The 24,650-nt window shown below is 58.5% G+C and carries 22 protein-coding genes and 1 tRNA gene; 8 read left to right on the forward strand and 15 right to left on the reverse strand.

The window, feature by feature from the left end; translation table 11 throughout:
* Window positions 1–137 precede the first annotated feature (137 nt).
* A tRNA-Leu gene (locus tag HMPREF2927_RS07355) sits at window positions 138–223 on the reverse strand.
* A 222-nt stretch (window positions 224–445) separates the two neighbouring features.
* Between HMPREF2927_RS07355 and pepN the strand changes: the two genes are divergently transcribed.
* Window positions 446–3,118, forward strand: coding sequence for an aminopeptidase N (gene pepN, locus HMPREF2927_RS07360; RefSeq protein ID WP_070686813.1), 2,673 nt, complete (start codon window positions 446–448; stop codon window positions 3,116–3,118).
* 366 nt (window positions 3,119–3,484) lie between these two features.
* Window positions 3,485–4,741, forward strand: a complete 1,257-nt coding sequence (locus HMPREF2927_RS07365) for an HIRAN domain-containing protein (protein ID WP_070686815.1) — start codon at window positions 3,485–3,487, stop codon at window positions 4,739–4,741.
* 169 nt (window positions 4,742–4,910) lie between these two features.
* On the opposite strand, the gene HMPREF2927_RS07370 is transcribed toward HMPREF2927_RS07365, so the two are convergent.
* From HMPREF2927_RS07370 to HMPREF2927_RS07395, 6 genes are all read right to left on the reverse strand, one after another.
* Window positions 4,911–6,083 carry an LCP family protein gene (locus HMPREF2927_RS07370; protein WP_070686817.1) on the reverse strand — a complete coding sequence of 391 codons (1,173 nt, stop codon included), beginning with the start codon at window positions 6,081–6,083 and terminating at the stop codon, window positions 4,911–4,913.
* Window positions 6,084–6,409: 326 nt separating this feature from the next.
* Entirely contained in the window at window positions 6,410–6,664 is a 255-nt protein-coding gene (locus HMPREF2927_RS07375) for a type B 50S ribosomal protein L31 (protein ID WP_005506069.1), read from the reverse strand.
* 253 nt (window positions 6,665–6,917) lie between these two features.
* Window positions 6,918–7,796 carry a TrmH family RNA methyltransferase gene (locus tag HMPREF2927_RS07380; RefSeq protein ID WP_070686819.1) on the reverse strand — a complete coding sequence of 293 codons (879 nt, stop codon included), beginning with the start codon at window positions 7,794–7,796 and terminating at the stop codon, window positions 6,918–6,920.
* On the reverse strand, window positions 7,793–8,581 hold the full coding sequence (locus HMPREF2927_RS07385; protein ID WP_049341254.1) for an ABC transporter ATP-binding protein: 789 nt from the start codon (window positions 8,579–8,581) through the stop codon (window positions 7,793–7,795). The genes HMPREF2927_RS07380 and HMPREF2927_RS07385 overlap by 4 nt, the downstream gene beginning before the upstream one ends.
* 228 nt (window positions 8,582–8,809) lie before the next feature.
* Complete coding sequence (locus tag HMPREF2927_RS07390; RefSeq protein ID WP_005506073.1) at window positions 8,810–9,553, reverse strand: SDR family oxidoreductase; 744 nt, start codon at window positions 9,551–9,553, stop codon at window positions 8,810–8,812.
* Between the two features lie 73 nt (window positions 9,554–9,626).
* Window positions 9,627–10,343, reverse strand: coding sequence for a beta-ketoacyl-ACP reductase (locus HMPREF2927_RS07395; RefSeq protein WP_070686821.1), 717 nt, complete (start codon window positions 10,341–10,343; stop codon window positions 9,627–9,629).
* A 286-nt stretch (window positions 10,344–10,629) separates the two neighbouring features.
* On the opposite strand from HMPREF2927_RS07395, the gene HMPREF2927_RS07400 reads away from it, so the two are divergent.
* Together HMPREF2927_RS07400 and HMPREF2927_RS07405 are read left to right on the forward strand one after the other, a co-directional pair.
* Window positions 10,630–10,857: a hypothetical protein gene (locus HMPREF2927_RS07400; protein ID WP_005506080.1), complete on the forward strand. Its 228-nt coding sequence runs from the start codon at window positions 10,630–10,632 to the stop codon at window positions 10,855–10,857.
* Between the two features lie 169 nt (window positions 10,858–11,026).
* The gene (locus HMPREF2927_RS07405) at window positions 11,027–11,755 is read left to right on the forward strand and encodes a metal-dependent hydrolase (protein WP_070686824.1); all 729 of its coding nucleotides are present in this window, start codon (window positions 11,027–11,029) and stop codon (window positions 11,753–11,755) included.
* 759 nt (window positions 11,756–12,514) lie between these two features.
* Here the strand turns inward: HMPREF2927_RS07405 and abc-f are convergent.
* Entirely contained in the window at window positions 12,515–14,113 is a 1,599-nt protein-coding gene (gene abc-f, locus HMPREF2927_RS07410; protein ID WP_070686826.1) for a ribosomal protection-like ABC-F family protein, read from the reverse strand.
* Window positions 14,114–14,404: 291 nt separating this feature from the next.
* On the opposite strand from abc-f, the gene HMPREF2927_RS07415 reads away from it, so the two are divergent.
* Genes HMPREF2927_RS07415 through HMPREF2927_RS07425 form a run of 3 tightly spaced genes read left to right on the forward strand, consistent with a single transcriptional unit; the run spans window position 14,405 to window position 16,687 of the window.
* Entirely contained in the window at window positions 14,405–15,046 is a 642-nt protein-coding gene (locus tag HMPREF2927_RS07415; protein WP_070686828.1) for a biotin transporter BioY, read from the forward strand.
* Window positions 15,047–15,078: 32 nt separating this feature from the next.
* Complete coding sequence (locus HMPREF2927_RS07420) at window positions 15,079–15,987, forward strand: energy-coupling factor ABC transporter ATP-binding protein (RefSeq protein WP_070686830.1); 909 nt, start codon at window positions 15,079–15,081, stop codon at window positions 15,985–15,987.
* Window positions 15,977–16,687, forward strand: coding sequence for an energy-coupling factor transporter transmembrane component T family protein (locus HMPREF2927_RS07425; RefSeq protein WP_070686832.1), 711 nt, complete (start codon window positions 15,977–15,979; stop codon window positions 16,685–16,687). Before HMPREF2927_RS07420 ends, HMPREF2927_RS07425 begins: the two co-directional genes overlap by 11 nt.
* 78 nt (window positions 16,688–16,765) lie before the next feature.
* Here HMPREF2927_RS07425 and HMPREF2927_RS07430 read toward each other — a convergent pair whose 3' ends face one another.
* Complete coding sequence (locus tag HMPREF2927_RS07430) at window positions 16,766–17,620, reverse strand: DUF4253 domain-containing protein (RefSeq protein WP_070686833.1); 855 nt, start codon at window positions 17,618–17,620, stop codon at window positions 16,766–16,768.
* Window positions 17,621–18,161: 541 nt separating this feature from the next.
* Between HMPREF2927_RS07430 and HMPREF2927_RS07435 the strand changes: the two genes are divergently transcribed.
* Window positions 18,162–18,662 carry an HD domain-containing protein gene (locus tag HMPREF2927_RS07435; protein ID WP_070686834.1) on the forward strand — a complete coding sequence of 167 codons (501 nt, stop codon included), beginning with the start codon at window positions 18,162–18,164 and terminating at the stop codon, window positions 18,660–18,662.
* 79 nt (window positions 18,663–18,741) lie between these two features.
* Here the strand turns inward: HMPREF2927_RS07435 and HMPREF2927_RS07440 are convergent, their stop codons facing one another.
* The 6 genes from HMPREF2927_RS07440 to HMPREF2927_RS07465 all read right to left on the reverse strand — a co-directional run bounded on the left by HMPREF2927_RS07440 (window position 18,742) and on the right by HMPREF2927_RS07465 (window position 24,533).
* Window positions 18,742–19,314 (reverse strand): Ltp family lipoprotein, encoded by a 573-nt coding sequence (locus HMPREF2927_RS07440; protein ID WP_070686835.1) that lies wholly within the window; start codon window positions 19,312–19,314, stop codon window positions 18,742–18,744.
* A gap of 271 nt (window positions 19,315–19,585) precedes the next feature.
* On the reverse strand, window positions 19,586–19,915 hold the full coding sequence (locus HMPREF2927_RS07445; RefSeq protein ID WP_070686837.1) for a metal-sulfur cluster assembly factor: 330 nt from the start codon (window positions 19,913–19,915) through the stop codon (window positions 19,586–19,588).
* Between the two features lie 39 nt (window positions 19,916–19,954).
* Complete coding sequence (sufC, locus tag HMPREF2927_RS07450; RefSeq protein WP_070686839.1) at window positions 19,955–20,713, reverse strand: Fe-S cluster assembly ATPase SufC; 759 nt, start codon at window positions 20,711–20,713, stop codon at window positions 19,955–19,957.
* 19 nt (window positions 20,714–20,732) lie between these two features.
* The gene (gene sufD / locus HMPREF2927_RS07455; RefSeq protein WP_070686841.1) at window positions 20,733–22,007 is read right to left on the reverse strand and encodes a Fe-S cluster assembly protein SufD; all 1,275 of its coding nucleotides are present in this window, start codon (window positions 22,005–22,007) and stop codon (window positions 20,733–20,735) included.
* Complete coding sequence (sufB, locus tag HMPREF2927_RS07460) at window positions 22,007–23,464, reverse strand: Fe-S cluster assembly protein SufB (protein WP_070643258.1); 1,458 nt, start codon at window positions 23,462–23,464, stop codon at window positions 22,007–22,009. Before sufB ends, sufD begins: the two co-directional genes overlap by 1 nt.
* A 220-nt stretch (window positions 23,465–23,684) precedes the next feature.
* Window positions 23,685–24,533, reverse strand: coding sequence for a helix-turn-helix transcriptional regulator (locus HMPREF2927_RS07465; RefSeq protein ID WP_070686843.1), 849 nt, complete (start codon window positions 24,531–24,533; stop codon window positions 23,685–23,687).
* Window positions 24,534–24,650 lie beyond the last annotated feature (117 nt).

Genomic DNA, 24,650 nt, shown 5'->3' on the forward strand with positions numbered 1-24,650 from the left:
CTTCCTTAGCGTAGCTAGTGTGGGGTGAGGTTCCATTCAAGGAGCCTCACCCCACTACTTTTTTTGTGTACTTTTTACCGGGCATACTTTACCGGGCATACAAAAATCCCCGGTTCCAAAGAACCGGGGATTATCTGTGCGCGAGGGGGGACTTGAACCCCCACCCTCTAATACGAGGACTAGCACCTCAAGCTAGCGCGTCTGCCTATTCCGCCACCCGCGCAGGTGACTTTCGAACGTTTTCCTTTCGGTGCCGTTCGAAGCAACACGTAATACTATACGGACTTTCTGAGCACTCCGCAAATCGAATAAGTATGTTCTGCATCACATATTCGAGGTTGGTTGGTTCCCCACACCCCGGGCGATCTTCTCGCACCTTGAGTAATATGACCGGCACGCCCACTCGACTGCCATATTTTCGGTCATAACGACTAGAATAAAAAGCATGAATAATGAGAACCTCTCCCGCGAAGAAGCCGCAGAACGTTCGGCTCTCATCAGTGTCGACACCTACGACGTGCATGTCGACCTGACTAACGCCAAGGACCCCGAATTCGAGTCCTACCCCACCGTCACCACCGTCCGATTCTCCTGCAACACCCCCGGTGCAGAAACCTTCATCGACTACATCCACCACAGCGTCGACTCCGTTAAGCTCAACGGCACCGAACTGACCCTGGCTGATGTCGTCAACGGCGCACGCATCACCCTGCCCAACCTGCAGGCAGAAAACGTACTCACCATCCACGGTCGCTCCTACTACTCCCGCTCCGGCGAAGGTATGCACCGCTACTTCGACCCCTCCGACGGTCGCGTCTACCTGTACACCCAGTACGAGCCCTCCGACTGCCGCCGAGTCTTCCCGAACTTCGAGCAGCCCGACCTGAAGGCAGTCTTCAACTTCCGCATCACCGCACCCAAGGACTGGGTCGTCAGCTCCAACGGCGTACTCGAAAGCCAGGTCGTAGACCCCACCGACGACTCCATCACCAAGCGAGTCTTCTCCCCCACCGCAAAGATCTCCACCTACATCACCGCAATCGTCGCCGGCGAATACTTCACCGCAACCACCACCTACAAGCCCAAGAGCAAGGTCAACAGCAGCGACATCCCCCTGGTCGCATACTGCCGCCAGTCCCTCAAGCCGCACTTCGACTACGACCATATCTTCATGGTCACCAAAAACGGCCTGGATTTCTTCCAGGATCTCTTCGACTACCCCTACCCGTACCCCAAGTACGAGCAGGCATTCGTACCCGAATACAACATCGGCGCAATGGAGAACCCCGGCCTGGTCACCTTCACCGAAGACTACATCTTCGTCTCCGGCGCAACCGAGGACGACCTCGAAGGCCGCACCAACACCATCTGCCACGAAATGGCACACATGTGGTTCGGCGACCTCGTCACCATGAAGTGGTGGGACGACCTGTGGCTCAAGGAATCCTTCGCAGACTTCATGGGCACCCTCGGCGCTAAGGAAGCCAACAACTTCAACGACGCATGGGTCACCTTCGCGAACAACCGCAAGGCATGGGCATACATGCAGGACCAGCTGCCCACCACCCACCCCATCGTTGCTGACATCCCTCACCTGGAAGCAGCCTCGCAGAACTTCGACGGCATCACCTACGCAAAGGGCGCATCCGTGCTCAAGCAACTGGTCGCCTACGTCGGCTTCGACACCTTCATCGAGGCAGCACGCGTGTACTTCAAGCGCTTCGAGTGGGGCAACACCTCTCTGAATGACTTCCTGCAGGTACTCAACGAGGTGTCCGGCCGCGACATGCAGGCATGGGCTAACGCATGGCTGCAGACCTCCGGCGTGTCCGCACTGGGCACCAAGCGCGTCTACGGCGAAGACGGCCAGCTCACCGACCTGATCCTCACCCAGGAACTGCCCGCACAGCAGCCCGCAGGTCTGGGCCGCCCCCACGTGGCAAAGCTGGAAACCTTCGCGCTGACCGACGGCAAGCTCACCTCCACCGGCCTGCTCTCCCTCGAGTACCCGGCAGAGCCCGTCTCCGAGCACCGCGTGGAGCTCACCGACGAGCAGAAGAAGCTCGTTGGCGAAGCTGACCTGCTCATGCTCAACGCAGAAGACCACACCTACGCCAAGGTCGCCCTGACCGACGAAGACGGCCTGCAGGCAGCTATCGAAGGTGTCTCCACCCTCGAATCCGCGCTCTCCCGCGGCCTCATCTGGGGCTCCCTCTGGGAGAACGTGCGCGATGCACGCCTGCCCGTCACCACCTACGTCGATGCAGTCGTACGCAACGTCTCTAAGGAACCGAGCGCATCCCTGCTGGGCACCATGGTCAACAATGCACAGGTCGCTATCGCAACCTTCTCCGCACCCACCGGCCGCGAGCGCCTCTACGACGCTCTCTACGACGCATTCGCAGCCGCACTGGCGCAGGCTAAGCCCGGCTCTGACGAGCAGCTGATTCTGCTGCGCGGCCTGATTTCGGTCTCCACCAACGCGACCAAGGGTGAAGAGCTCTGCCGCGATATTGCCCGCGGTGCTTTCGAAGACACCACCGGCGATATTGCTGACGCAACCGGCATTCCTTACGACCAGAACCTGGGCTGGAGTGCACTGGGTGCGCTTGCAAGCCGCGACCTGGTGACTGTTGAGGATCTGGACCGTGCGGCGAAGTATAGCCCCTCCTCGATTTCTTCGAATGGTTACGCGTACGCGATTGCTGCCCTGCCCTCTGCTGAGCGTAAGGCTGCCGCGTACAAGACCATCATGGAAGACGAGTCGCTGTCGAACGACGCTCTGGCTTCGACCATTAACGGTTTTGCTCGCGGTCCGGTTGAGCTGCGTGAGTCCTACTACGACTCCTACTTTGAGGCTCTGCTGCCCATTTGGGCGTCCCGTTCGATTGGTATGGCGACCCGCATTGTGCGTGGCCTGTACCCGAAGGCTCCGTACAACACCGGCTCCACCGAGGGTCTGGGCGTTGAGGGTAACCCCTCCGTTGCGTTGGCTCAGCGTTGGCTGGAGGCGAACCCCGAGGCTCCTTCGGCTCTGCGTCGTCTGGTTCTGGAGGCTCAGGATCACGGCCACCGTTCGATTGTGGCTCAGAAGTTCAACGCTTCTCTGCAGGGCTAAGCTGCATGGTTTGAGGGCTTGTGGCGGGGTGCTATGACCACCCTGTGAGGCTCTCAAGTTGATTAATGTAGACCGCCGCTTGGCGCTCACCCGGTTTTGAACCGGGTGGTGTCGGGCGGCGGTCTTTTTCGTGGCTTTCTCAGCCGAAATTTTTGTTTCGGGAGGGTCTACACGGCAGGGTCGCGGCTCTTTAGTGCCTTGACGTGGGCCGGCGTTACCGGGGCTGATTCCCCCAAAAATAAAACTATATGCACCCGGTGCTAAAAGACAGATAAATGTCACCCCTATTTGTGAGCTGTCTGCACTGAAACCATGAGAGAATAGACTAGGTATCCGCTCGCTTAGACATATCAGAAGGAGTTTTCAGTGGTCGATTACGCACTCGGTGACCGCGGTAGCGTTGACATTGTCACCGATGATTACTACGAAGCAGAAACCCTCCAAATCTTTGAGGAACTGCACATCGACCGTGAACGGATCTGGTACGGTGAAGCGCGCCTGGTTCCCGAACCGGATAACCCCTACGAGCCCGATAGCATTGCCGTCTACGTTGACGAATTCAAGGTAGGCCGCATGAGCGTGGAAGACTCCGCCGCGTACTGGGATTCCATTACCCGTGTAGTCGCCTCCAGCTACGAACCTATCGCGCACCTGCTGCTCTCCGCTGTTGCCGTGCGTGCTGAAGGCGGCGGTATGCACGTGAAGAGCACCGGTGTGCTCTCCCTGTCCGCACCCGGCTCTCTCTTCCCCCTCAACGACGCACCGACCCGCGCGACTCTGCTGCCCCAGGGTCCGTCGATGAAGGTGCTCGACGAGAAGGAACACTCCGAATACCTGCACAGCATCCTGCCGCCCAGCGGTGAAGGCCGCGTGATCCTGACTCTGGAAGCGAACCAGCTCAAGACCTCCGACGGCCGTTTCGTTGACAGTGTTGAGGTGCGCCACGACCGCAAGCTTGTGGGCCGCCTGAGCACTCAGATGTCCGAGCAGCTGACGCCCGTCATCCGTTACGCGTTTGAGAACGACCGCCTCACCAGTGCCTGGGGTACTATTCGCGGTAACACCCTGGAACTGTCCCTGACCGTTCAGGCTGCACGCCCCGCCGATATTCCGCAGGAATGGTACGAGACTCTGCCCAATAACGTTCCGGCACTGCTACCCGCCGGTGAAGAATACGAGGTGCCCGCCGCATTCGTGCCCACCGAAGGCGAGCGTCACTACCTGGAGTCTTCCGCACAGCAGGCACCGAAGAAGCGTCGCGGTTTCATGAGCTCCCTGACCGGAAGTTCCGTTGCTTCTGAGCCGACCCACCATGAGCCCGCCGCCGAGAAGCCGCTCATCGAGTACAGCCTGGAAGAAGAGGAGTACTACGAGCCGAACGAGCGTGACCGCCTGCTGAACCTGGTCAAGGGTGCAGGCCTCGCCGTTCTGGTCGCCGGCCTGATCTCGATGCTGTGGACCCCGATGCTCGGCATCCTCATCGCTATCCTGGGTGGCGCTGTTGCGGCTGTGGCATTCTACTTCGGTCGTCAGCCCTACTACGATGACTACGAAGCCTACGACGACGAGTACGAGGACGAAGAGGCTACCGTGGAAGAGGAAAAGCCCGAATCGAAGGCATAAGCCTCTTCCCTCAGAACATACGCACAAAGGGCGGCTACCCACCATTACGGTGAGGTAGCCGCCCTTTCACGTACCCGGTTTCTCCCGGAACGGTTAACTCGGAACGGTTAAACACAGGGGGGTGAAAGCTCATACAAGCTTTCACCCCCCCCCCGCAAGGAGTCAAATCTTAATCCTGGCCGTAAGTAGCCATGAACTGATCCATCGTGTCATTCTGCAAAGCGTAGGACAGGTTAGCGTTCGCAGCCTGGTTCACGATAACAATCGACTGACCATCGTAAGACCAACCCGGGCCAGCGTTCGGCAGGGTGGTCATACGCATCGTGGTGTCACCGCTGGTCAGCACCGGAGCCGCAATCTGGGCAATCTGCGCAGCGTTCAGACCGGAATCCACACGCATGTAGTCAGTCAGAGACTCAATAGAGGACTGGAAAGACGCAACATTGCTCAGTGCGCCCTTAGCCTTCATCGTGTTGTATAGGCCGCGCAGGAATGCACGCTGGTTACGAACACGCTGGTAGTCACCATCAGCAAAAGAGTAACGTTCACGAACAAAGCTCAGAGCGCCACTACCGTTGAGGTGCATCAGACCCGGCGTAAAGGTCCAGACGTTACTGGTGAATGCGAAGGGCACCTGGACGTCCACGCCGCCAATAGCATTCACGAGAGACTTGAATCCTTCGAACTCAATCTCAGCCACGTGGTCGATCTTGACACCCACCAGGTTCTCAACGGTTGCCACCTGCAGAGAGATACCGCCGTAGTTCAGCGCCGCGTTAATCTTTGCCGCACCGTAACCAGGGATGTTCACCCAGGTATCACGCATAATCGAGATGATGTACACACCCTTGCCGTCAGCCGGGATGTGCATCAGCATGATGGTGTCCGCACGAGAACCGCTCACCAGAGCAGCCTCAGAACCGGAACGGGTATCGCTACCGAGCAGCAGGATGTTCTTGCCGGGACCCTTCACGACATCGTAGCTGTAACCTTCATCCAGGATGCCGTCGCCGTCCTTATCGTGCTCGCTCGCGTTCGCAGCAAGAGCCGCAGCAGCATCGGAGCCACCATTTGTAGTGCCGTTCTTGCCGGTATCAGAGTTGGTCAGCTCCGTCACGTTGAGCTTCTTAGCCTCGCCAAGCTGCTCCTTAATTTTGCTGAGGTCTTCGTCCACCTTAGTGATGGAGTCGAACTTTTCGGTCTTGCTATCCCAGGTATGGCCAGCACGCCAAATAAAGAAACCAATACCGAGGGTAATAACCAGCAGAAGAATCAGCAGGATCAGCAGGGCACGCTTGACCCATTTCTTCTTCTGCGACGGTTCAGAGTGAGCGTCGCCCATTAAGTTGTCCTTTGTTTGAGGTGGTGATACGCGAGGCGCGCAGCGCATCCAGCGAAGTCTCTAGAACACAGAGAGCCGGAAAATAACCCGCCGATATGGGGCGGTGCTGGAGGGCACAGAAAATGCACAGCTCGCAAAATACTTTCCCATTGTAACGCCGTCAGCGGGTCTACGCACCGGTGAACGAAAGGTTTTACATTACAACTTTCCTCACGTTTGGGCAAATATTTCAGCTCTCACCGTAAAACGCACAATGCCCCGCCTCCTTGAAAACCAAGGAGAAAGGGGCATTGATCTCGCTAAAAAGCAAAACTGGGAAAGAAGATTTACTTCTTGCCGAAGTTGCCGAAGCGTGCGTTGAAGCGCTCGACGCGACCTGCGGAGTCCATGATGCGCTGCTTACCGGTGTAGAACGGGTGCGACTCGGACGAGATTTCAACCTCGACGATCGGGTACTCGTTGCCGTCTTCCCACTTCTCGGTCTTGTCCGAGGTCATGGTGGAACGGGTCAGGAAGACCTTGCCGGATGCGAGGTCGCGGAACAGAACCAGGTTGTAGTCCGGGTGGATTTCTGCCTTCATTGATATACCTTCTTCTGCTACTGGATTTTGCCAGTAGCCCTTATATAGATGGAGTAGGTTTTTCGATGTGCAGCTATCGAGAAAATCTCAGAGCGCATCACCATTGTGCCCGCATAGGGCGTGCACAACCCATTAAGGGTACCACCTTCACGGATTAAATCCCAGTACGTTCCCTCACAGGCACCAACCTGCACACCGCAAGGGCGCCCGAAGAAGGCACTCGCACGGGTTAAGAATCAGGTGAGAACTCAGGTTATGAGCGCGGGCGGGTCTCCCAGAACGCTACGGCACTCGCCGCCGCAACATTCAAAGAATCCACACCGTGCGACATCGGAATCATCACCGTATCGTCACACGCCGCCAGGGTGCGGGGCGACAGACCGTGCCCCTCCGTGCCCAGAATCAGCGCAAGCTTCTCATCCCGGCGAGCAGACAGCTCCTCCAGGGTCAGCGAATCCTCCTCCAGAGCCAACGCCGCGCTCTTAAAGCCCAGCTCGTGCAGGGGCTGCAAGTCAGCAGGCCACGACTCCAGGCGAGCCCACGGCACCTGAAAAACAGTACCCATCGACACGCGAATCGAGCGGCGATACAGCGGATCAGCGCACTGCGGAGTCACCAGCACAGCATCCACGTTCAGGGCGGCAGCCGAACGGAAAATAGCTCCCACATTCGTGTGGTCCACAATATCTTCCAGGATTGCCACGCGAGAGGCACCCTGCAGCAACTGCTCCAGAGGCTGCGGCTCCGGACGAGCCATCGCCGCCAACGCGCCACGATGCAGATGAAAACCGGTCACCTGCTCCAGCTGCTCCTCACTACCCACATACGCGGGAGTATCAGGATGGGCACGCAGAACATCCACCAAATCATCAGCCCACTTCTCACTCATCAGGAAAGAAACGGGCTGATGACCGGCAGCGAGCGCACGACGAATCACTTTCGAGGACTCCGCAATGTAAATACCCCACTGCGGCTCCATGGCGCTACGGAGCTTCACATCGGTCAGCTGCGTGTAGTAGCGCAAAGCCTGCTCGGGTGCCTGCGCCAGAGCCGTGACCGACTCGATGGCGTAGACACGCTCGGCACGCTCAGCAATCTGTTCGGCGCTCAGCTGTTTCGGGGCACGGCTCATGCGCGCTTGAACGCGGAGTAACGACCCGCGGAGGTGACGGTCAGAGCCAGGTCCATATCGTAGGTTGCTGCGAGGTTCGCCTCGGTAATGGTGGACAGAATCGGGCCGGCTGCAACCACGCCGCCGTCACGGATCAGCAGGGCGTGGGTGAAGCCCGCCGGGATTTCCTCGAGGTGGTGGGTGATGAGCACGGTAGCCGGTGCGTAGGGGTCAGCGGCAAGCGCGGTCAGACGCTCGACCAGGTCCTCACGGCCGGAGATGTCCATGCCTGCGCCGGGCTCGTCCAGCAGCAGCATTTCCGGGTCGGTCATGAGGGCGCGGGCAATCAGTGCACGCTTGCGCTCGCCGTCGGAGAGGGAGCCGAAGGTGCGGTCAGCGAGGGTATCGACACCCCACTCAGCCAGCAGCTCGGTTGCACGCTCGTCGTCCATGACGTCGTATTCTTCCTTCCAGCGGCCGGACACAGCGTACGCTGCGGTCACGACAACGTCGGAAACCTTCTCGTTGGCGGGAATCTGGGTAGCCGAAGCACCGGAGGACAGACCAATGCGCGGGCGCAGGTCGAATACGTCAACAGCGCCGAGGGTCTCGTCAAGGATTTCAACCTCGCCGCTGGTCGGGTGCAGGCGGGCTGCCGCAATCGAAAGCAGAGTGGACTTACCGGCGCCGTTGGGGCCCAGAACGACCCAGCGTTCACCTTCGTTCACAGTCCACGAAACGTTGTTAAGGATGGGGCGGCCGCCGCGAATCACGGAGACATTCTGAAGGTTGAGTACGGTGCTCATGGTTCTTCTTCCAGTGAGTTAGATGGATGGGATGCGCCCCTCACCCCGCAACCCGTGCCGGGTTATCGGAGCGGTTGGCGCATAGTGCGCGGGTACCCCACATTGGGCTCCTCGCGCAAAGCCTTAGGGGCTATAGGTGCCTCCGCGTCAGGGGCGGCGCACCTCATCAAATGTACCTTGTCAGAGGGGCGGGCGCATCCGCGACGGCACCTATAGCAGCTGAAGTTATTAGTCGATGAAGCCGCGTGCGCCGCCAACCAGCTCAACGTGGCCGGTCTCAACGTCTGCGGTGACCATCTTCGCGATTTCCTGCGCGAACTCGTTGACGGTGTAGAGCTTGCCGGCGGTCTCGCGGCGCTGCTCAATAGCGCCCGGGTGCAGGCGGTTCAGCAGGGTCGCGGTGACGGTGCCTTCAATCATGTCAGCGGACACGACGACCAGGGAGATACCCTTCTCGGAAAGTGCGGGGATCTCGGCGATCAGTGCGTCTTCGCCTGCGCGCTTGGACTCTGCGACGGGCTTGTACTCGTCCATGGTCTCAACCTCGCGGATGAAGTGCGCCTGGTGGCTGGTCACGAACACGATGCGTGCGCCTTCGGGCATCTTCTCTGCAGCCAGGCGTGCCAGGTTCAGCTGTGCGTCACGGTTCAGGCGCATTGCGTAGTCTTCGCCCATGCCGGTTTCCATGCCGCCCGAAGCGTTCAGGATCAGGTAGTCCAGGGAGCCGAAGGTCTCCACGGCGGTGTTAACGAGGTTCTGCAGGTCCTCATTGTTGGTCACGTCAGCCTGCACTGCGATTGCCTTGCCGCCAGCCTCTTCAATAGCCTTGACGATCTTGTTCGCGCGCGGTGCCTTGGAGCGGTAGTTCACCACAATGTTCGCGCCCTCAGCGGCGAGAATCTGTGCGGTGTCTGCGCCAACGCCGCGGGAGGAGCCGGTAATGATGATGGTCTTGCCGGTCAGCTGTGCCATAGTTTTATGTCCTTAAAGTTTAGAAAGGGTGCGCCCACGTTCAGGCGCTTCGTGCAGTCCGTACGGGGTGGGGTTAGTGACCCATGCCCAGGCCGCCATCAACAGGGATGACAGCGCCAGAAATGTAGCTAGCCTCATCGGATGCGAGCCAGCGAATCACGCGAGCGACCTCTTGCGCCTCCGCGAAACGACCAGCCGGGATGGACGCGAGGTAGTTCTTCTTGGTCTCTTCGGGCAGAACCTCGGTCATTGCGGTGTTAATGAAGCCCGGTGCCACCACGTTAGCGGTGATGTTACGGCCGCCCAGCTCACGGGTGATGGAGCGCGCCATACCGACCAGTGCAGCCTTGGACGCGGAGTAGTTGACCTGACCGGGGGAACCGTACAGACCCACCACGGAGGAAACCAGGATGATGCGGCCGCGCTTGAGCTTCAACATGCCCTTGATGGCGCGCTGAACCACACGGAAAGAACCGGTGAGGTTGGTGTCGACCACGTCGGTGAAGTCGGATTCCTTCATGCGCATCAGCAGCATGTCGCGGGTGATACCTGCGTTGGCGACCAGCACCTCCACGGGGCCGAACTCTGCTTCAATTGCCTTGAATGCTTCGTTAATGCTGTCGGCATCGCGTACATCTGCCTTGACGGCGAAAAATTCTTCGGGGGCTTCACCGCTACGGTAGGTGATGCAGACGTTGTGTCCTGCTGCCTGGAATTCCTTGGCAATTTCGTAGCCGATGCCTCGGTTGCCGCCGGTGACCAGCACGGTCTTGGGAGTGTTCTCGCTCATGAGCTTCCTTGATGAGTCGACCCCTCACGATCAGAGCCGATGCAGCGGCTACACGGTTGGGGTGTGGACGGATGGACAGACAAACCCTATTTTACCGCGTTTTAGCGCAAAGGTGCCGCAGGCTACACTTCACTCTTGAACACTGAACACCTGCTCCCCTTCTTTTACATGCCTCATCTGGCGCGTACACTAGCTGAAGCGGAACAGCCCGCACCCCTTTTCTGCCCGGTCGCGCGGGCACGGAATAACACCGCACGTCGAGGCGCAATAGTAAGGATAAGAAGACATGGATCTGCTCGGTTCACTTTCTCAGGATGCACAGCCCGAGTACGCCAAGTGCTCCCGCAAGGGCTGCCAGCAGGCGGCAGAATTTCAGCTGCTCTGGAACAACCCGAAGGTGCACACCCCCGAGCGCCGCAAGATTTGGTTGGCGTGCTCCGAGCACGTGGGTTGGCTGGAGAATTACCTGCGCGAGCGTGAGTTCTGGAAGCAGACTCTTCCGTTTGAGGGGTAGTGCCACTTGAGAGGTGATGTCGCTTGAGGTGACTCTGCTTGAGGGATAACCCCGCTTATCGAAAGTAATTTCGATATATGCTATATTTATTCTAATTAGTTCGAGTGAACATCCCGATACCCAGGCAACCACACTCGCTGAGCATTCGCATTCAAGGAGGCACCTCCCCATGATGGGCTATTCGCACACCGTCAGCGCCGCAGCTGGCTGGCTAGTGCTCGTCGAGACGGGAGTGGTGCAGGTTCCCGATACCCCCACCCTCATCGTGACCACCCTGGCGTGCGCCGGTGCGGGCATGCTACCGGATATTGACCACCACAACGGCAGTATCGCCAACTCCATCCCGCCCATTTCACGCTGGGTAGCACGCATCGTAGGGGCGGTCAGCGGCGGACACCGCAAGGGAACGCACTCCATTTTGGGTCTGGTAGTCTTCTGGGCAATTGCCTATTTCAGCGCCAACCTGAGCTACAACGGAATCCCCTGGGCTTCACTACTTCTTGCCGCATTCTCGGGCGGCCTGGCATTGCGCGTGCTCGGCGCACCGGGTGGATGGATCGGTGCCGTCGCCCTCGGGTACGCCGCCTACACGACTGATTCGCTGGCACTGCTCCCCTGGGCTATTTCGGTCGGTGCCACCATTCACCTGATTGGCGACCTGCTGACAACCCGCGGACTGCTACCCCTCTACCCCATTGTTATTAAGCCCCTGGTGGCATCCCCCCTATGGAAAAAGAGCGGCTACATGGCACTGCCGATCCTGGGTGATGCTGGCAGCGTACGTGAGAAGGCACTCGTTCTAGCACTGATCGGATACGTCGCCTGGTACGCGGCAGCCATGATGGGCTTTACCGAATACCCCCTTCAAGTGTTTGGGCTGGGTATTCACGCCACATAACGTGCCGCATAACTAAATTCTCACCAAGGGCAGCAAAGCGCCCCGTCACTTCCCTATGGAAGCGGCGGGGCGCTTTTCTAATCCTTATCCCGACCTATCGGGGTGAGAGATTAAGCGTCCTGGATGGGCCAGAAGACGTCAACCTCAACGTTCTCTTCACCGGAGGTGGGGTACTTCTCGAACTCAGTGTTGTGCATTGGCAGTTCTCCTTCGTGAGCGGGCGGGAATCTCTTCTCCCCCGCGCTAGCTCACCATCGGTAGTGAGCCCTAATGTTTCGCGTTTGCGTCCTCGCAGTGGCGGGAACAGTTACAAGTCTACGCCCCATGCATGTTGTGTTTCTACCATTTTTCCCACAATGTATGTAGAGACACATGAAAAATTCAAAAAGCCCACACAGACCCTCTGAAATATCGACCGAGAGCTTTTCTTTCCCTCAGAAAAACCCACAAGGCAACATTATTTCCCGTCAAATATGCCGCAAGTTTCGTGTGTCAGAACCCACAGTCCCCATGCACAGGAACGCAATAACAGCACACACGCTCAGAAAACAATACAACCCCACGGGTCAGGTCACATTTTTCCGCACTATTCACGACAAAAATACCGACAATATCTCCGCAACACATTTTCAGAACACAAAAAATACGCCCTGGACAATACACCCCAGACAATAAAACAACGCGCAATACACGTAAAGAGGCCCCGGCGCCACACGGTACCGGAGCCTCCCCCATGCTTTGATGTTCAGCGGATATTGCTTACGCCAGCGAAATCAGATCCTGGTAATCCTTCGACCATAGGTCCTCCACCGCATCCGGCAGAAGCAGCACACGCTCAGGATCCAGCGCCTCCACGGCACCCTCATCGTGAGAAACCATCACAATAGCACCCTGGTACGCCTTCAACGCGTTCAGAATCTCCTCACGTGAGGCAGGGTCCAGGTTGTTGGTCGGCTCATCGAGCAGAAGCACATTCGCGCTCGACGCCACCAGGGTCGCCAGGGACAGACGGGTCTTCTCGCCTCCGGAAAGCACACCGGCAGGCTTATCCACGTCATCGCCGGAGAACAGGAACGAACCCAGAATCGTACGCACGCGGGTGTCATCCAGATCCGGCGCAGCAGACTTCATGTTTTCAAAGACAGTGCGGTCACCATCAAGAATTTCGTGTTCCTGCGCGAAATACCCCAGCTTCGCGCCGTGACCGTACACAACCTCACCGGTATCAGGCTCGGTGGAACCAGCCAGCATGCGCAGCAGAGTGGTCTTACCGGCACCGTTCAGACCCAGCACCACCACGCGCGAACCGCGGTCAATCGCCAAATCAACGTCCGTGAAAATCTCCAGAGAGCCATAGGACTTCGACAGGCCTTGAGCAGAGAGCGGAGTCTTACCGCACGGTGCCGGATCCGGGAAGCGAATCGCCGCAACCTTATCGCTCTGACGCTCCTCCTCCAGGCCGCGCAGAAGCTTCTCAGCACGCTTAATCATCTGCTGAGCAGCAACAGCCTTCGTCGCCTTCGCGCGCATCTTATTCGCCTGCTCCATCAGAGCATTCGCCTTCTTCTGCGCATTCGCACGCTCACGCTTGCGGCGGTGCTCATCCTGCTCACGCTGAGTCAGGTAGTTCTTCCAGTCCATGTTGTACTGGTCAATCACGCAGCGGTTCGCGTCCAGGTAGAAGACGCGGTTGACGACCAGCTCCATCAGGTCAACATCGTGGCTAATGACCATCAGGCCACCCGAGAAGTTCTTCAAGAAATCACGCAACCACAGAATCGAATCGGCATCCAGGTGGTTGGTCGGCTCATCCAGCAGCATGGTGTCCGCATTGGAGAAAAGAATACGCGCCAGCTCCACGCGGCGACGCTGACCACCCGACAGAGTAGACAGCGGCTGGGCGAGCACACGCTCCGGCAAGTCCAGGTTGGAGGTGATGACCGCCGCCTCCGACTCAGCCGCGTAGCCGCCACCGGCAATGAACTCAGCCTCAAGACGGTCGTAGCGGCGCATACCCTTAGCGCGCACCGCCGGGTCTTCACTCGCCATATCGTCCTGCGCCTGACGCATCTTGCGCGCCACACCGTCCAGGCCACGCGCCGAAAGGATACGGTCACGCGCCAGCTGGCTCATGTCATCCACCTTCGGGTCCTGCGGAAGGTAGCCGATAGTGCCGCTGCGGGTCACCGTACCGTCAGCGGGCAGGGTTAGACCGGCAAGCACCTTAGTCATAGTGGTCTTACCGGCACCGTTGCGGCCCACCAGACCAATCTTGTCGCCCTTATCGATGCGGAAGGTGACCTCTTCCATGAGCAGGCGCGCGCCTGCACGCAATTCGAGGTTCTGTACAGCAATCATGGGTGCCTTTCCGGATGGCGGTCTGGTGTGTGGGTTGATAGTGCTCGGTAGGCGGGATTTGCAGCGTTAGAAGCGGCGAGCGCGCAGAGCACCTCATCAATTTTAGTGCAGGTGTGCCGAGTGCGCATGTGGGGCACCTTTTGTTTTTGCGGTGTGCGGTGTACTATACATACCGGACACCACTCATAGAACATTGTTCAAAACTGGGTTGTGACAAGCAGTCAACCACCGCCACCCTCAACTCTGTAGAAAAATCTGCAGAGCAATACGCATCAAAGGAGTACCACCCCAATGACCGATTCCGTGCGCGAATCAGCCCAGGAACCCCAGGCACCTCAGGCACCGCGCCGTAACGTAGCGGCAAAGACCTCCCTCGCCACCGACCTCTCCCTCATCGCAGTGTTCGCGGGCTTCATCGCCGCGCTCGCCATCATGCCCGCCGTCAGCTTGGGCGGCGTTGCGGTTCCCTTCACCTTCCAGACCCTCGGCATTTACATCACCGCACAGGTGCTCGGCGGCAAGCGTGCCACCGCCTCCGTGGCGCTGTACCTGCTGGTTGGTTTCGCTGGCCTGCCCATCTTCGCTAAGGGCGGCGCCGGTTTGGGTACGCTCGCCTCCCCGAGTGCTGGCTACCTGCTCGGCTTCCTGCCCTTCGCCGCTATTGCCGGTACCCTCGCCTACCTGTTCACCCGCAACACCCGCTCGATTGGTGCGACCTTCCTTATGGCTCTGGTCGCGAACTTCTGCGGTTTTGTGGTTCTGACCGCCTGCGGTATCGCCGGTATGATGGTGAACGCCCACATGACTTTTGACGCCGCATTCAGCGCGGCAATGGTATTCGTTCCCTGGGATCTGGTGAAGTCCACGATCGCGGTTCTGGTTGGTTTGTCGGTACGCCGCGCCTTCCCGTCCCTGACTTCTGCCCAGCGTTAAAGGCACACAATGTGCCGCACGAGAGGATAGCTATGTTTTTTCGCCGCTCCACGCGCCAGCCTGCACCGCAGCAGGTGCAAGGCGAGCAGGTGGTGAGCGCCTCTACCAGCATGCCCGCCCTTGAGCTTGAATCGGTGAGTGTTTTCACTGAGCTGCCCGAAGGCGGGCATCGCCGTATCCTCAAGGATGTGAGCCTGCGGTTCACGGCGAAGCGCACTGCGGTGCTGGGTCTGAACGGTAGCGGCAAGTCCACCCTACTGGGGCTTTTCAATGGGCTCACCCACCCGGATGAAGGTATTGTGCGCGTAAACGGTGTCGACACCATGGAGGCACTGAGCCGCGGCTCGACGGGCACTCGCAGTAATTCCCAGGGTGCTCGCGGTCATTCGCAGGGTGCTTTTGAGGGTGTGGGTATGCTCTTCGCCCAGCCGGAGGCGCAGCTAATTATGCCCACCGTTGCCGAAGATATTGACCTGAGTCTGCGCCGTGCCGCCGCCGTTGAAGGTAGTGCCCTCAGCGGTGAGCAGCGCCTCAAACGGATTCGTGAACTGCTCCGTGAGCGCGGCCTCGAGCACCTGGAGAACCAGAGCGTTTTCACCCTTTCAGGAGGCGAAAAGCAGCTGGTCGCTCTCACCAGTGTGCTGGCGGCGCGCCCGCAAATTCTTCTGCTCGATGAGCCGACCACCCTGCTGGATTTGCGTAATCGCGCGCGGCTACTCAAGCATTTGGAGTCGCTGGATCAGATGCTGGTGCTCAGCACGCACGACCTGGATTTGGCGGCGTCATGCGATGAAGCCGTGATTATTCATGACGGCCGTTTGCTCGCCCAGGGGGATGCGGCACAGCTGGTGCAACAGTACCGCACGTGGTGTGCCGAGGGGTTCCCCAACGAGGGTGCAACCGAAGGTCTGGATTCGGCAGGAGGCACGCATGGGCGCTAACACGCCGCGCGTGAATCCTCGTGTGACTCCTCAGGTGAATCCGCGCGTGAATCCTCGCCCTGCTTCTCAGGACTCAGATTTCAACCCCGGTACTCTGCTGGTGGGTTTCTACCAGCCGTTGAACACGCCGGTGCATCGGGTGCCGCTATGGTTCAAGGGCACGCTCTTCTTTGGGCTGTTTCTGCTGTTGGCGGTGACCGGCTGGCAGGTGGCGCTGGTGGCTTTGGTTGTCTCCACGCTGTGCGCGTTGTGGGCTGGTGTGCCTGCCTCCCAGCTGTGGCTGGTGGTTCGCACGCTGTCTCTGCTGCTACTGATTATGGTCGCCTATTACGTGTTTACGGGGCAGTACGCCTCCGGCGCGGATGCTATCGCGACCATGCTGACGGCTTTTTATGCGTCCCGCGCTCTGCTGGTGAGCACTCCCCTGCCGGTTCTGATTGATGGCTTTGTGAGGCTGTGTTCGCCGCTGCGTTTCGTGGGTCTTTCTCCCGAGCGTCTGGGCCTGCTGATTGCGTTGATGGTCCGGTCGATTCCGGCGCTCATGGACCGTTGGGGTGCGTTGCGCAGGGCGGCGGTGGCGCGTAACCTGCCCAAGCGCATGTATTGGCGGTTGCTGATTCCGTGGGTGGTGCAGGCGGTTGATTACGCAACGGCGACCGCTCGTGCTTTGCGGGCACGACACGTAGAAGAGCTGAAATAACGCAGATACGCGAGAGGGGCGGGATGAACCTACAGGTTCATCCCGCCCCTTCGCTTTAACTCGCCTAGCTAGGCTGGTTTAGGGCGTTTCAATGAGGAGCGCCGCCGGGAGCTGCTCCCACCACAGGTACCAGTCGTGCTGGCCGTAGAGCGCCTCCACGAGCTTGTCGAAGCCACGGTAGACGCGCACCGGCATCGCCGAGGAAACCATCGTGTGCTCGACCGCCAGAATCTCTGCGTCGCGGCGAGTTGTGACCGGTACCGGCGTGTAGAACTCGATAAAGTCCGAGGCGATAACAGCCGGGTAGGCGTCATCGCGTTCAAGCCAGTAGCGGGCAATGGACAGCAACGTTTCGGGGCTGGGGCTGGAGTCCCACCCACCGAAGGGCAGGTAGGCAAACACCCCGGAGGCGTCCCACAACGGCAGGTCCATGATGAGCAGTTCCGCGGCGCTGTCAATGTCGGTCGTTTTGACCTTCTCATTGATGATGCCGGCGGTCAGCTCGAAGGGGTACTCCGCTTTCAGGGGCATACCAATATCGTCTTCGCCGAGTTCGCCGTTTTCCATGAGGCGGCGGTAGGTCTGCAGGTAGGTGCTCTCGTTCAGGTGCCGGAACGCCTCGTGCGCGGCGATTTCTACACCGACTTGATCCAGGTAATTGTGGTGGTCGGTGATGAGGTCGTGTGCGTACCGCTTGATGGTGTCGGCGGTGATGTCCTGCACGGGGGTTGAGGTACGCAGGGAGACGTTATTCTCGATGGTTCCGAGCAGGGTCGGGTCGAGGGCAACCACGATGGGGGTTGTTCCCCGGTTCTTGCCTTCGTGGAAGTGTTCGAGGTATCGCCGGTTAAGTTCGGCTCGTGGGGCGCCGTGGCGGATTCGCTCGTGTGGGTAGGGATACAAGGCGACGAAGCGCTCGTAGAGCTCTGCCATGGTGTTCTCCGATGTTTGGTTGCCCCCAGTTTATCGCGTATTTTCGCACAAAAATACGGGTTTTTGGATGTTTTATCAGGGCGCGGAGGGCAAGCATTTTTTTCGTTTGATGAGTGTGTATCGGTGTGTGCTAAACACGCTTAAACTGCCTTTGTGTTGGGCGGTTTGCGCACCCGTTTTCGCCAGAAAAAGTTAGAAATTTTTTGCCACCATATGAGATTTTGGGCGAGTTACACCGGGCGGTGCAAAAGGGTTCGGAGGACACTTTCGTGGAGGTGCGGGGCGCCTCCTGCAGGTCGGTATCCGCTGCAGAACTCGGGTAGAACAGGTACCAAGTTAATGATTTGCAGACATAAAGCACCCTATTTTCTTCTTCTGCGCGTCATATTTGACGTATTAGGGGCGTATCGGGCGAGTTCTGCCGCCGCCGCGTAGCTGTTGGAGTAAAGTGTTTGGTACCAGCTACCACCCGTGCCGCGTTGGTGCGGAAAACGTCGCTGGGACCATCAACTCGCAGGAGTTCAAACCAACGGAGGTTCTCATGTCGAACAACTACTACAAAGAGATGGTTCGCCTGGCAGACAGCATCGCTGATAAGGCGCATGAGGGGCAGACTGACCGTAACGGCTGGCCCTATATCTCCCACCCTCGCCGTGTGGCTCTTGGGGCGCGTAAGCTTGTGTGTGAGTTGGCTGCCGCAACTCACCCTGATATCTCTTTGGAGGAGCTGAAGGCTGAAGCACAGATCGTGGCGCTGCTGCATGACACGGTGGAGGATACCGGCGTTTCTCTCGCTTTCTTGGCGCGTCACTTCTCGGCGCGTATTGTGGATGCGATTGATGCCTTGACCCGCCGCCCGGGTGAGTCGCGTGAGTCGTATCTGAGCCGGGTGCGTGTGAATGATTTGGCTCGCCTGGTGAAGCTTGCCGATGTTGCGGATAATACTGACCCGCACCGTCTGGCTCTGTTGCCGGAGCCGACCCGCTCGACCTTGATAATCAAGTACGAATACTCGCTGAAGCTGCTGCACCTGGACGACTAGGTTCAAGGCTGACCATATAGAAGCCGCCCGGTATGGATTACGTTCCATGCCGGGCGGCTTCTATGAATCATCTATTGACTTAGCTCAGGTGAGAGACTGCGTAATCAGCTTCTTCCTCGGTGAATCCTTCAATGGAAGAAGTCAGCTGAGAACGGATTGCTTCAGGAGACATGTTCATAGTCTTCTGGTAGCTCTTTGCACTCTCCAGGGCATTCGCGTTCCAGTCAGCCTTCATATTGTCCACTGCATACTGAGCAGCTTCAGGAGTAAACTTTTCAAATTCACTAGTGAGCTGGTCGTAGATACGCTGCTTAGACATGTGCATGGTGCGAGAATAAGACTCTGCCTTCTTCAAAGCAGACTTATATTCGCTAGGAACGCTGTTATCGTTCTGCTTTGCGTTAGATTCCGCCCCAGCTACGGTAGAAGACTCAGTACCAGTTCCCTGAGAATTCTCATTAGTAACAGAAGAAGAATCAGCAGCTGCCGAAGACGAAGAAGCACTCGTAGACTTGCTGGAGCCACCGCCCATCATTGAAGCGCAACCACCAAGAAGAACAAGAATAACGAGAGTGATAAACCACCAACGGAGGTAGAAGGGCTTCTTCTTAACGTAGACAGCACCGTCAGCGGCAATAATCTTTTGTGCCATGATTTCCTTTCAGCTTTCCTCAAGCAACCGTTGCATGAGAGCCTAGTATGATGTGAGTGTATGATTCACAAGGAAATATACTCGACCCCCCCCCAAAGTCAAAGCGTCCTAATTGTTTCAGCAAAATACATGACTACCATTATTAAATTACTTTTAAATCTGGGATTAAGACCACACATTCACTTCATGTAAAAACGCACAAAAATACCGCCCGGTGCCGAAGGCATACACCTTCCGCACCGGGCGGGTACTTTATCTGCGAGTCAGGAGCTTAGATGTTGAAGCCCAGCGCGCGCATCATATCGCGGCCGTCCTCAGTAATACGCTCCGGGCCCCACGGCGGCATCCAAACCCAGTTCACACGCCAAGAATCAACCAGGTTATCCAGATTGCTCTGAACCTGTTCCTCAATAACCTCCTGCAGCGGGCACGCCGCAGTGGTCAGAGTCAGGTCCAGAATGAGGGTTCCATCCTCATCCCAGCGCAGACCGTAGAGCAGACCGAGGTCAACAATATTGACGCCAAGCTCCGGGTCAATGACCTCTTTGAGGGCTTCCTCAATTTCTTCCTGAGGAATACGACCCTGCACAGTCTCAGTCATAGTTCTATCTTTCTGTCAGAATCCGGTCAGGGAAGAAGCTTACTTCTTACCCACGTAAGCTACGTAGCCCTCTTCTTCCAGGCGGTCAGCCAGCTCGGGGCCGCCCTGATCAACCATCTTGCCGTCCACGAACACGTGCACGAACTGCGGCTTGATGTAGCGCAGGATGCGGGTGTAGTGGGTAATCAGCATGACTCCCATGTCGTTCTCGTCGTGCGCACGGTTAACGCCCTCAGACACGATCTTCAGTGCGTCAACGTCCAGACCGGAGTCGGTCTCGTCCAGGATGCCGAACTTGGGCTTGAGCAGCTCCAGCTGAAGGATCTCGTGGCGCTTCTTCTCACCGCCGGAGAAGCCCTCGTTCACGTTACGTGCGATGAACGCGGGGTCAATCTCCAGGTTCTTCATGGCTTCCTTAACGTCCTTGGTCCAGGTACGCAGGGAGGGAGCCTGACCGTCCACAGCGGTCTTAGCGGAACGCAGGAAGTTGGACATGGTCACGCCGGGGATCTCAACCGGGTACTGCATCGCCAGGAACAGGCCTGCGCGTGCACGCTCGTCCACGCTCATCTCGGTGATGTCCTCACCGTCGAGCAGGATCTGACCGGAATCAACCTGGTACTTGGGGTGCCCAGCAATGGTGGAAGCCAGAGTGGACTTACCGGAACCGTTCGGGCCCATGATTGCGTGAATCTCGCCAGAGTTGATGGTCAGGTTAACGCCCTTCAGGATGGGCTTGGTGGTTTCATCGTCGAGGATAACCGAGACGTGAAGGTCCTTAATTTCAAGAGTAGACATTGATTTCTCCTGGTAAAGCTTAGTTGTTGCTGAGGGCGAGCTCTGCCTCAAGGGCCTCGGTGAGCTGCTCTTCAAGTTCGGGAACACGAATCTGCTGAATAATCTCGTTCAGGAAGCCGCGCACGACCAGACGGCGCGCCTCAGCCTCCGGAATACCGCGAGCCTGCAGGTACCACAGGTGCTGCTCATCGAGCTGGCCGGTGGTGGATGCGTGGCCGGCGCCCTCAATCAGGCCGGTCTCAATCTCCAGGTTCGGCACGGAGTCAGCGCGGGGGCCAACTTCCAGCAGCAAGTTACGGTTCAGCTCGTAGGTGTCGGTGCCTTCTGCATCCTTACCAATCAGAACGTCACCAACCCATACGGAGTGCGCACCCTTACCCTGCAGCGCGCCCTTGTAGGTCACGCGGGACTTGCAGTTGGGTACGGAGTGGTCCACGAACAGGCGGGACTCAATGTGCTGACCGGCGTCTACGAAGTACAGGCCGTACATTTCAGTCTCAGCGCCGGGAGCGGTGAACTTGGTGGAGGGGGTCACGCGCACCAGGTCGCCGCCGAGGGACACCACAACGTGCTTGAAGCGTGCGTTGCGGCCCAGCTTAGCGTAGTGTGCGGAGGCGTGGATTGCGTCGTCAGCCCACTGCTGCACGGAAACAACGTTCAGCTCAGCCTCGTCGTTCACCACGAACTCAACGTTCTGTGCCAGGACGGTGGAGCCGGTGTGGCGCAGAACCACGACAGCCTTCGAGAAGGGCTTAGCATCAATCACGATGTGCTGCGCGGCAGCCTCGTTGCCGGTGCCGGTGATGTCGATTTCCACGTGCTCAGTCAGTTCAGCTTCGGCGGGGATGGTCACCACGGTTGCTTCGGTGAAGCTGGACCACGCGTTTGCTGCCACGCGGTCCTCGGGGATACCTGCGGAGCCGATGCGTGCATCCTCGCGGGAGACAGCCTCAACCTGAACCTGCTCGGGTGCAGTGATCTGCGGTGCCGGTGCGGTGCCGGTCGGCTTCTCCAGGTGCAGGCCGCCCAGACGCTTCAGCGGGGTGAAGCGCCAGTCCTCTTCACGACCGGTCAGGGGTGCGAAGTCCTCCACGTTGTAGGAGGTCTTACGCTCTGCACGGGATGCTTCGAGTACCTTCTGGATGTTGTTCGGGTTGGAGCCCTGGTGGTGTGCCTCGGTGGCGCGCAGCAGGGTGTCATCGTGGGCGAACTCGGTGGCGAGCTTCTCGCCCTCCTGGTCCATGCCGGGGATGATCGGGGAGTGGTAACCCAGGGTTTCTTCGTTGGTCGGCATTAGCCCACAGATCCTTCCATCTGAAGTTCGATCAGGCGGTTCAGTTCGAGTGCGTACTCCATCGGCAGCTCACGGGCGATAGGCTCAACGAAGCCGCGGACGATCATCGCCATTGCTTCTTCTTCGCTCAGGCCGCGCTGCATCAGGTAGAACAGCTGGTCCTCGGAGACGCGGGAAACGGTCGCCTCATGACCCATGGTCACATCGTCCTCGCGGACATCCACGTAGGGGTAGGTGTCGGAGCGGGAAATGGTGTCCACCAGCAGTGCGTCACAGACCACGGAGGACTTAGAGTGCTTAGCGCCCTCACGAACCTGAACCAGGCCACGGTATGCGCTGCGGCCGCCGTTACGTGCCACGGACTTGGACACAATGGTCGAGGAGGTGTTCGGTGCAATGTGAACCATCTTCGAACCGGTGTCCTGGTGCTGACCCTCACCCGCGAATGCGATGGACAGGGTCTCACCCTTAGCGTGCTCACCGACCATGTAAACAGCCGGGTACTTCTGGGTGACCTTCGAACCGATGTTGCCGTCCACCCATTCCATGGTGGCGCCCTCGTGCGCAACAGCGCGCTTGGTCACCAGGTTGTAGACGTTGTTCGACCAGTTCTGGATAGTGGTGTAGCGAACGCGTGCGTTCTTCTTCAGCACAATCTCAACCACTGCGGAGTGCAGGGAGTCGGACTTGTAGATGGGGGCGGTGCAGCCCTCAATGTAGTGAACGTAGGAGTCTTCGTCCGCAATAATCAGGGTACGTTCGAACTGACCCATATTCTCGGTGTTAATGCGGAAGTACGCCTGCAGCGGAATCTCCACGTGAACTCCCGGGGGAACATACACGAAGGAGCCACCGGACCATACAGCGGTGTTCAGCGCGGAGAACTTGTTGTCACCAATCGGGATGATGGAGCCGAAGTATTCCTTGAACAGTTCGGGGTATTCGCGCAGGCCGGTATCGGTATCGACGAAGATCACGCCCTGCTTCTCCAGATCCTCACGGATCTGGTGGTACACGACCTCAGACTCGTACTGTGCAGCCACACCCGCGACGAGGGAGTTACGCTCCGCCTCGGGAATGCCCAGACGCTCGTAGGTGGTGCGGATGTCCTCGGGCAGTTCCTCCCAAGAAGCCGCCTGACCCTCGGTCGAACGCACGAAGTACTTGATGTTATCGAAGTCGATTTCGGAAAGATCCGCACCCCAGGTGGGCATGGGCTTACGCTCGAAGAACTTCAGCGCCTTCAGACGCATGTCCAGCATCCACTGGGGTTCGTTCTTCTTCGCAGAGATGTCGCGCACGACGTCCTCGTCCAGGCCGCGCTTTGCTACCTGGCCTGCTTCGTCGGAGTCTGCCCAACCGTACTCGTAGTTGCCAATGCCCTCGAGTTCGGGGTTCATCTCCAGGATCTCTGAAATGACGGTGTCGTTGGCGTTCTGCCCAACTTTCTCAGTCATTACGGCCTTTCTTCGATGGTTATTACATTTCTCGCCGCCACCTGCCGGATGCAGGCGCGGTAGTTTTAGGGGCTGTTGCCGCGCTCGACCACGGCGTTTAACGCAGCGTGGGGCGGGCGGGTTCCAGCGTGCGGGTCGCACCCTTGAGGGGTTCATCGGGGTACGCCGCGGGGTACTGCGGTAAGCGTTACGCGGAAGGTTTCTCTAGGAATAAGTTTCTCTAGGATTCTTCTGCGTTCTTCTCACCCTCGGCGGTGACGCGGTTCAGGGGCACGTGCGTCGTACACACGTGAGCACCCGAAGCCATGGTTGAAAGCCTACGGACATCAACGCCGAGCAGGTCAGAAATAATCCCGGTTTCCTGCTCACAGAACACTTGGAAGTCTCCAGCGAGGTCGCGTACCGGGCAGTGACCCTGACAGAGCTGAATACTTGCCAGAAAATGCTCGGGAACGGTCCGTCCTGCAGGAGGCGCGGTGACCTGAGCGGTCGCCACGAAGCCGTCCTTACTCATTGCCTCTGCGAGCGCCTGCGCTCTGGCTGCCACATCGTCACCGGCGGCTTCTACAACGGGTCGGTAGCGGGCTTCCATTTCTGCGGCACGGGCGGAGGCGAAAGCTTCGAGGGCTTCCTGCCCAACCGTGTCGCGGAGCATTTGCAGGGCGTCGCGGGCGATGATTAGGTAGTCGTTGCCGAGGCGTTCGTGGCCCTGGGGGGCAATCACGTAGCGGCGGGCGGGTCGTCCAGCTCCGGCGCCGTGCTTTTTGATGGGCGCAACCTCGATCATGTTGTTGGATTCGAGGGCGTCGAGGTGGCGGCGTACCGCTGCGGGAGTGAGGCTGAGGAGCTCACCGAGGGTTGCTGCGGATACGGGTCCGTTGTTGAGGACTTCGCGCAGGACGCGGTCCCTGGTGCGTTCTTCTGCCTCGGCCTTGCGCTTGGATGTGCGTGCCGCGGAGGACTTTGTACTGGAAGCACCAGTAGAGCCCGAGGCGGCGGTTCGGGCGCCGTTTCGGGTCTGCGCCTCGTTCGTTGAGGCGCGCTGAGGGGTCTTATTCACGGAATACACAAATAAAGTATGTCCTAATTAGTTTTTCTTTGGCTAGTTAGGTACCCCTACTTGCTAACTTTTCTACCTTAAACTGAACTTTTGAGTCGTAGCGGGCGTGCTTTGAACGTGAGTTAG

Source organism: Rothia sp. HMSC061E04, assembly GCF_001813685.1.
GTDB classification, from domain to species: Bacteria; Actinomycetota; Actinomycetes; order Actinomycetales; family Micrococcaceae; genus Rothia; species Rothia mucilaginosa.